This window comes from Roseomonas sp. TAS13, from assembly GCF_001950415.1.
In the GTDB taxonomy this organism is placed as follows: domain Bacteria; phylum Pseudomonadota; class Alphaproteobacteria; order Acetobacterales; family Acetobacteraceae; genus Roseomonas; species Roseomonas mucosa.
Map to the genome: position 1 here is coordinate 1 of NZ_BDLP01000692.1, position 1062 is coordinate 1062.

At 67.6% G+C, this 1062-nt stretch carries 1 protein-coding gene and 1 tRNA gene; one reads left to right on the forward strand and one right to left on the reverse strand.

Annotation, left to right across the window (positions count from 1 at the left end; genetic code table 11):
• The first annotated feature begins 142 nt into the window (after positions 1–142).
• Positions 143–219, forward strand: a tRNA-Met gene (locus ROTAS13_RS24885).
• Between the two features lie 16 nt (positions 220–235).
• On the opposite strand, the gene tnpC is transcribed toward ROTAS13_RS24885, so the two are convergent.
• Positions 236–1062 (reverse strand): IS66 family transposase (gene tnpC, locus ROTAS13_RS24890; RefSeq protein WP_253187776.1); only part of this gene is annotated, 827 nt, incomplete at its 5' end.

Below are 1062 nucleotides of genomic sequence, written 5' to 3' on the forward strand. Positions count from 1 at the left end.
AACTCGGCCGTGAAACGCCTCAGCGCCCATGGTACTGCGTCTCAAGACGCGGGAGAGTCGGTCGCCGCCAGGCCGCCCGATGGGAACCTCCCACACCCCCCGACCCGATCGCCGCCCACGTCACCATTACACCATCACCCAGCGCGGGGTGGAGCAGCCCGGTAGCTCGTCAGGCTCATAACCTGAAGGTCACAGGTTCAAATCCTGTCCCCGCATCCAACACCGTAAGCGAGGCCTACGGACCCTCGTGGTCTTCGCTTGACGCTGCGCCGTTTTCTTCATCGGCCCAGCGCCACGGCATGAGCTCGTCGATACGGCTGTTCGGCCAGCCGTTGACGAGGCGGGTCAGCACCTCTGTGAAGTAGCGCTGCGGATCGACGCCGTTGAGCTTGCAGGTCTCGACGAGAGAGGCGACGGCTGCCCAGCGGGCCCCGCCGTCATCGCCTGAGGCGAACAGCGCATTCTTGCGGCTGAGGCAGATCGGGCGGATGGCGCGCTCTACGGTGTTCGTGTCGAGCTCGATCCTGCCGTGCTCGAGAAACCGCACCAGGCCCTCGCGGTGGTTCAGCGCGTAGCGGATGGCCTCCGCGGTCGGGCTGCTGCCGGGCAGACGCGCGAGTTGCGTCGTCAGCCAGACGAACAGGTCCTCGACGAGGGGGCGGCTCCGCTCCTGACGGACGGCACGGCGGATATCGGGAGGTTTGCCGCGCACCTCCGCCTCGACCGCGTAGAGGGCGGCGATCCTCTGCAGCGTCTCGGCGGCGATCGGTGCGGTCTTGCCCCTGGCGAGCTCGATGAATCCCCGGCGGACATGCGACCAGCAGAACGCCAGGGTGATGCCATTGCTCGCCCCGGCGAGCGTCTTGTAGGCGCCGTAACCGTCGCACTGCAGGATCCCGCGATAGCCCGCCAGCAGATCCTTCGCGTGCTCGGCGTGAACCGCCCCGGGTTTGTCGGAGGCCCCAGGCCTTGAGAGGATGGAGCCATGACGACGAAGGGCAAGACAGCAGCGAGCTACTCGCCGGAGGTGCGGGAGAGGGCGGTCCGCCTCGTGCTGGAGGG